Annotated in this window: 4 protein-coding genes and 1 pseudogene; 3 read left to right on the top strand and 2 right to left on the bottom strand. The window is 58.2% G+C overall.

From position 1 onward, the window contains the following. Positions 1-314, bottom strand: a pseudogene (locus Q0216_RS10100) (type I pantothenate kinase); the annotation flags it as partial. 184 nt (positions 315-498) lie between these two features. On the opposite strand from Q0216_RS10100, the gene glmS reads away from it, so the two are divergent. From glmS to Q0216_RS10085, 3 genes are all read left to right on the top strand, one after another. Beyond that, complete coding sequence (gene glmS / locus Q0216_RS10095; RefSeq protein WP_298595076.1) at positions 499-2382, top strand: glutamine--fructose-6-phosphate transaminase (isomerizing); 1884 nt, start codon at positions 499-501, stop codon at positions 2380-2382. Positions 2383-2659: 277 nt separating this feature from the next. Continuing rightward, positions 2660-3100, top strand: coding sequence for a holo-ACP synthase (locus tag Q0216_RS10090; protein WP_298595073.1), 441 nt, complete (start codon positions 2660-2662; stop codon positions 3098-3100). Positions 3101-3188: 88 nt separating this feature from the next. Further along, positions 3189-4775, top strand: a complete 1587-nt coding sequence (locus Q0216_RS10085; RefSeq protein ID WP_298595070.1) for a bifunctional ADP-dependent NAD(P)H-hydrate dehydratase/NAD(P)H-hydrate epimerase — start codon at positions 3189-3191, stop codon at positions 4773-4775. Positions 4776-5007: 232 nt separating this feature from the next. Here Q0216_RS10085 and Q0216_RS10080 read toward each other — a convergent pair whose 3' ends face one another. After that, complete coding sequence (locus Q0216_RS10080; protein WP_298595067.1) at positions 5008-6489, bottom strand: sugar transferase; 1482 nt, start codon at positions 6487-6489, stop codon at positions 5008-5010. Between the last annotated feature and the right edge of the window lie 218 nt (positions 6490-6707).

Here is a 6707-nt window from a genome sequence, read left to right as displayed (position 1 = left end):
GTCGTCGACTTACCCACCGCAACAGAACCCGCCACACCAATAATGAACGGCACGCGGCGCTGAGACACATGCAGAAAATCATTCGTCATATGGTTCAGCGAAGAAGCGGCAGTCACATACAGATTCAGGAGTCGAGAAACCGGCAGATAAATACGCTGCACCTCTTCAAGGTCGACAGTTTCACCCAGACCTCGAAGAGACTCAATTTCCTCAGCGCTGAGGGGAACAGAAATCTCATCGGCTAGGTGTGACCAACGGGAACGGTCAAGATGCATGAAGCGGTCATCGCCAGAAAAATACGGTGCGGTGCTCATTTATCTAAGTGTACGAACTTTCAGCCCGCGGGGAAAATATCCACCCTCACGGTTTGTTTCAAGAAATAAATGTATGAGAAGAAAAGGGTAAAAACCGAAAAGGCAGGAAAAGCCACAGCGAACGTGACGTATAACGGTATTTCACCGTGCGCATATTCGGATACTTGTGGGATAAACTTATAGCATGTGTGGAATCGTAGGATATGTAGGTCTGGACACTGCTCCGGACGGTAACAAGTTTGACCACAACGCATACGATGTGGTCCTCGAAGGTCTGCGCCGCCAGGAATACCGCGGCTATGACTCTGCTGGCGTGGCACTCGTGTGCCCCGACGGCATCGTATTCCGTAAGAAGGCCGGTAAGCTCCTGAACCTTGAAAACGAGGTCAAGGAACACCCCCTGCCGGACTCTCAGATTGGTATCGGTCACACCCGTTGGGCAACCCACGGTGGACCCACCGACAACAACGCTCACCCCCACGTTGTCGACAACGGCCGCCTCGCCGTCGTACACAACGGTATTATCGAAAACTTCGCAGAACTGCGTGCCGAACTGCTCGCCGAAGGCGTAGAGTTCGCATCTCAGACCGACACCGAGGTAGCTGCAGCAACCATCGCAAGCATCTACAACAAGCTCGGCACCGGTGACCTCACCGAGGCAGTACGCGTTGCATCCAACCGCCTGGAAGGTGCGTTCACCATCCTGGCTATCCACGCCGACCACCCGGACCGCGTTGTGGCAACCCGCCGCAACTCCCCGCTGGTCATCGGCCTGGGCGAGAACGAGAACTTCCTCGGCTCGGATGTCTCCGCGTTCATTGACTACACCAAGGAAGCCGTCGAGATGGGTCAGGACCAGATTGTGACCATCACCGGCTCCGACTACTCCATCATCGACTTCGAAGGCAACCCCGCAGAGGGCAAACCCTTCCACATCGAATGGGACGCAGCAGCAGCTGAAAAGGGCGGCTTCAACTCCTTCATGGAGAAGGAAATCCACGAGCAGCCCGCAGCGGTAGAGCAGACCCTCATGGGCCGCCTCGATGAAAACGGTAACCTCACCCTCGACGAGCTGAACATCGACGACTCGGTGTTGCGCTCGATCGACAAGATCATCGTCGTCGCATGTGGTACCGCAGCATACGCAGGCCAGGTGGCACGCTACGCCATCGAGCACTGGTGCCGCATCCCCACCGAGGTTGAGCTCGCACACGAGTTCCGCTACCGCGACCCCATCGTGAACGAGAAGACCCTCATCGTGGCACTCTCGCAGTCCGGCGAAACCATGGACACCCTGATGGCAGTGCGCCACGCACGCGAACAGGGCGCAAAGGTAATCTCCATCTGCAACACCCACGGTTCGACCCTGCCCCGCGAATCCGACGCTGCGCTGTACACCCACGCAGGCCCCGAAATCGCAGTGGCATCCACCAAGGCATTCCTGGCACAGATCACCGCAGCATACCTGCTCGGCCTGTACCTGGCACAGCTGCGCGGCAACAAGTACAAGGACGAAATTGCTTCGATCCTCGCCGAGCTGCAGCAGATGCCCGCAAAGATCCAGAAGGTCATCGACAACGACGAGCAGGTCAAGGAACTGGGCGTCGAAATGAAGGATGCCACCTCCGTGATCTTCCTCGGCCGCCACGTGGGCTTCCCCGTCGCAATGGAAGGCGCACTCAAGCTCAAGGAAATCACCTACATCCACGCTGAAGGCTTCGCAGCAGGCGAGCTCAAGCACGGCCCCATCGCACTGATCGATGAAGGCCAGCCGGTCATCGTAGTGGTTCCCTCCGCAAACGGTCGCGACTCCCTGCACGGCAAGGTCGTCTCCAACATCCAGGAAGTGCGCGCTCGCGGCGCCTTCACCATCGTCATCGCCGAGGAAGGCGACGAGGCCGTCAAGCCCTACGCAGACCGCCTCATCACCGTTCCGGCATGCCCCTCGCTGCTGCAGCCCCTGCTGGCAACCGTGCCCCTGCAGATTTTCGCATGCGCACTGGCAGAAGCTAAGGGCCTGGACGTTGACCAGCCGCGTAACCTCGCAAAGTCCGTGACCGTGGAGTAATCCTCTGGAATAATCCACTAGAGTAATCCTCGGAAATCGCCTCAGCGATAACGAAAGGGCGGTGGTTGAGTTCTTAAAGAACTCAACCACCGCCCTTGTCGTTTAACCAGGCGGTTATTCGTGGATTAACCAACAGAATAGACGCTGTGAAACAGACAGCAACTATGCGTCATATTTGCCGCCATCCCACCTAAAAGAAGCGAATCTCGCTAGACTTAAAACAAGAGAAACCGCAAACAGGACGCGGTCACCACCCCCAACGTAAAAGGTGCAGCTCATGATTATGGGAATCGGCGTAGATACTGTCAATATTGAACGATTCGAACGAATTGTCACCGAAACACCCGCCTTCGTCCGCCGCGTCTTCACCCCCAACGAGCGCACCCGGAATGTACGCTCCCAAGCCGTACGATTTGCCGCCAAAGAAGCCGTCGCAAAAGTACTCGGAGCACCCGCCGGACTCAACTGGCAAGACTGCGAAGTCGCCACCGCCGAAAGCGGCCAGCCCTACCTCATCATTGAAGGCACCATTGCCCGCCGAGCCAAAGAACTCGGCATCAACCGCATCCACCTCTCGCTGACCCACGACGAACCCATGGCCATCGCCATCGCAACTGCCGAATACCTCAGCGACGCAGAACTGGCGCACCTGCAAAAGTTCAACCCCGAAAGCTACCGACTCAGCGTCATCGCCGGCGACGACACCGACGAAAACTAACGTCACCAACGAAAACTAACGCAGAGCCATATCAACACCACAACCGGTGACCCCTAAGGCCCGCACGGTGCCACCCAAGGAGACAGCAATGAAGCTCATCTACACTGCTTCCCAGGTACGCGAAGCAGAAAAGCCCTACATCGAAGCCGCCGACTACGACGGCTACCTCATGCAACGCGCCGCAGACGCTGTTGCCGCCGAAGCACAGGAGCTACTCCACGGTAACGGCAAAGCCAAAATCCTGCTGCTTATCGGCCCGGGCAACAACGGCGCAGACACCATCTACGCTGGCGCCCGCCTCAGCGCCAAGGGGCACCGCGTTGATGCAGTCATCTTCGACCCCAGCGAAAAGAACCTCGAACTCATCGCCCGTGAAGGCGGCGAAGGCACCCGAGTACTCGACCCCGAACGCGCCCTCGAACACCTTGCCAGCTACGACCTGACCGTCGACGGCATCCTCGGAACCGGTTCCAGCGGCGCCGTACGCGGTGGCGCCGGCGAATACCTGGGCGTACTCCGAGCCGCACAGCTCGACGGTAAGCTCGGCGCAGTCCTCGCCGTCGACACCCCCTCCGGAGTCGACAACAACCGCGGAACCGTGCACGAACCCTCCCTGCGCGCCGACCGCACCGTCACCTTCATCGGTCACAAGCTACCGGCAGGCACCAGTCACAGCGTCCACTCCGGAGACATCAAACTCTACGACCTGGGCGTGCCCGAAGCCCTCGACGCCCACAAGCCCGCCCTGCGTGTTCTCGACCGCGAAGACTACCGCGAACTCATCGAAATCCCCGACGAACACTCCCACAAGTACACCCGCGGCGTGCTCGGCATGCTCACCGGAAGCCTCGAATACCCCGGCGCAGCCCTCATGAGCGTGCGCGCAGCCCTCAACACCGGCGTTGGCATGGTCCGCTTCGGTGCCAACTCCCACGAGCTGCGCCAGCTCATGATCGCCCACAACCCCGAAACCGTCTACTTCAGCGGCGCACCCGCCCTGCAGAGGGTCACCGTGTGGGCCGGCGGCTCCGGCTCCAGCTACGACTCGCTGGACAAGAACCGCTACCTGCTCCACTCGCCCGAACCCGCCATCCTCGATGCCGGCGCCTGTGACCTGGCGGCAGAATACATGGCAACCGGTAAGCACCTCGGCCCCCACAAGATTCTCACCCCGCACGCGGCAGAACTCGAACGATTCCTGCGCATCGTGCACGAGCTCACCCCCGAAACCTGGAAGAAGCACCTGGGCGACGCCATCGTACCCAGCCGCAAGGACATCGACGCAGAGCCCTTCCGCTGGGCCCGTTCCGCTTCCGAACTCTCCGGCGCCACCGTCATGCTCAAGGGCGGTTACACGCTCATTGCGGCACCCAACGGCGCCACCTACAGCGTTGCCGGAGGAAGCCCCTGGCTCGCCACCGCAGGCAGCGGAGACACCCTCACCGGCATCTACGGCGCCCTGCTCGCCCAGACTGTAGCCGCCTTCGAAGCCCGCGGAGAAGCCCTGGAAGGCTGCACCTTCGCCTCCATCGGTGCGCTCGCAGTCTACCTGCACGGTGAAGCCGCACGCGCCAGCGCCACCGGAAGCGTCAAGGATGCACTGCTGGGCCCCGCCCCGGCAACCCGTGTCGCGGAGATGCTCCCCGAAGTCATTGCGCGACTCATCGCCGAATAGGGCAGAGGCGCCCAGTACGCCTTCAACCTAACGCCCGATCCTAGAGCATCTCTCAAAGAACTAGGCAGAAGGTACAAAGAAGGGGCGTGAATCCACCGGAAATGGATTCACGCCCCTTCTTATGCGTTTATATCAATGGATGATGCCAAGCTGCCTGTGCCGGAGCAGCGTCTTTAAAGGAACAGCGTCTTCAAAAACGGCATACATACCAGCGGGAGAACCTCAACTCTTCCTAGTACGCGCCTTCCTTAGCGAAAACCGCACGGACAGTACGCAGAAGAATAATGAGGTCACCGGTAAGCGACCAGTTCTCAACATAGTAGAGATCCAGACGAACCGACTCTTCCCACGAAAGGTCACTACGGCCCGAAACCTGCCACAGACCGGTAATACCGGGCTTCACCAGCAGGCGGCGGTACGCAATGTCCTCGTACTGCTCAACTTCCTCAACCAGCGGAGGACGCGGACCCACCAGCGACATATCGCCAATGAACACGTTCCACAGCTGAGGCAGCTCATCAATCGAGTACTTACGGATGAACTTACCAATCGGGGTAATACGCGGGTCGTCCTTCATCTTGAAGAGCACGCCATTACCCTCGTTCTGCTCCAGGAGGCGCTTCTTAACCTCTTCGGCGTCAGTACGCATCGAACGGAACTTCACCATCTTGAACAGTTCACCGTTCAGACCCACACGGTTCTGCAGGAAGAAGACCGGGCCGCCATCACGCTTGACCAGCAGCGCCACCACCAGGAACAGCGGAGACAGCAGAATCAAACCCAGAGCCGAAGACACAACATCCATAGCGCGCTTGAAGAACGCCGACAGGCCGGTAATACGCGGAGTCGACACGTGCACCAGCGGCAGACCATTCAGCGGCTGCATGTGCATACGCGGACCAGCAATATCGGTCGTCGCGGGAGCCATAATTAGCGAAATATGCGCGTCAGCAAGCTTCCAACCCAACAGGCGAACCTGATCCGGGCTCAAGTGGTGACCATTAGAAATAGCGACCATATGGATGTCGTTCTCGCGGATCGCCTCCATAATGTCAGCCGGGGCAGTGCTGTAACCAAGCACCGGAATCGGTGCGCCAGCAACAGTGGTACCGGGAGTAAAACCGGGCAGATAGAACGCAGCGGGGGACAGGCCGGAAGCAACCACACCCTCCAGGTTCTTGTACAGGTGCTGACCGGTCGTCACATCAGAAATAATCATGACGCGAGTCAATGCACGACCGCGAGTACGCGAACGCACCAGACCCTGACGAATCAGCCAACGCTCAACGAGCAGAAGGAACAGACCCAACGGGTAAGCAATCAGCAAGTACATACGGGTGACGTCAACCTTGAGGAAGAACGCCACAATAATCAGCAGACAGAAGAAATAGGTGCTACCGCGAGTGATGAGGCGGTACTCTTCAGTACCGAAACCCATGATGCGCAGGCTACGGGAGCCGTTCACCTGGAGAATAAACCACCAGCCAACGACCAGACCAATACCCAAAAAGATGTAATCAATAGCGGGGATACGGCCATCCAGGGCGTTAATAGGCCAAACATTCACATAGGGCAGGTCAGCATTCTCCCACCCGAAACGAATCAGATGCGCAGCGACGACCGCAATGACAATGGCGAGAAAATCGCCAAAATAAAGGGCACGCTGTACCTTAGGATGCCAGCTTCGCCTAACGACGAAGTCTGAACCCCACATTTTTTTAAGACGATCTTGTACTTTCAACGGTGTAATCTTCCCCGGGAATTTGTCCTGTGTTTTGGACTGAGAGCGGCGAATAGGCACATTTACCCCTAATTATCGGTGTAAGGGAGACGTGTCCTAGTCTTTATCCTGATGAATGAGTGAACCCCTAATCTTGCTGAGTGAATAGTGGCAGAGACTACGGTAAAGGCGCTGGTAAGACGCCTAGTGGA

Origin of the sequence: uncultured Rothia sp., assembly GCF_937976295.1 — a bacterium.
Taxonomy (GTDB): Bacteria; Actinomycetota; Actinomycetes; order Actinomycetales; family Micrococcaceae; genus Rothia.
The sequence above is the reverse complement of the archived record's forward strand: the minus strand, read 5'-3'. Positions and strand labels throughout refer to the sequence as shown.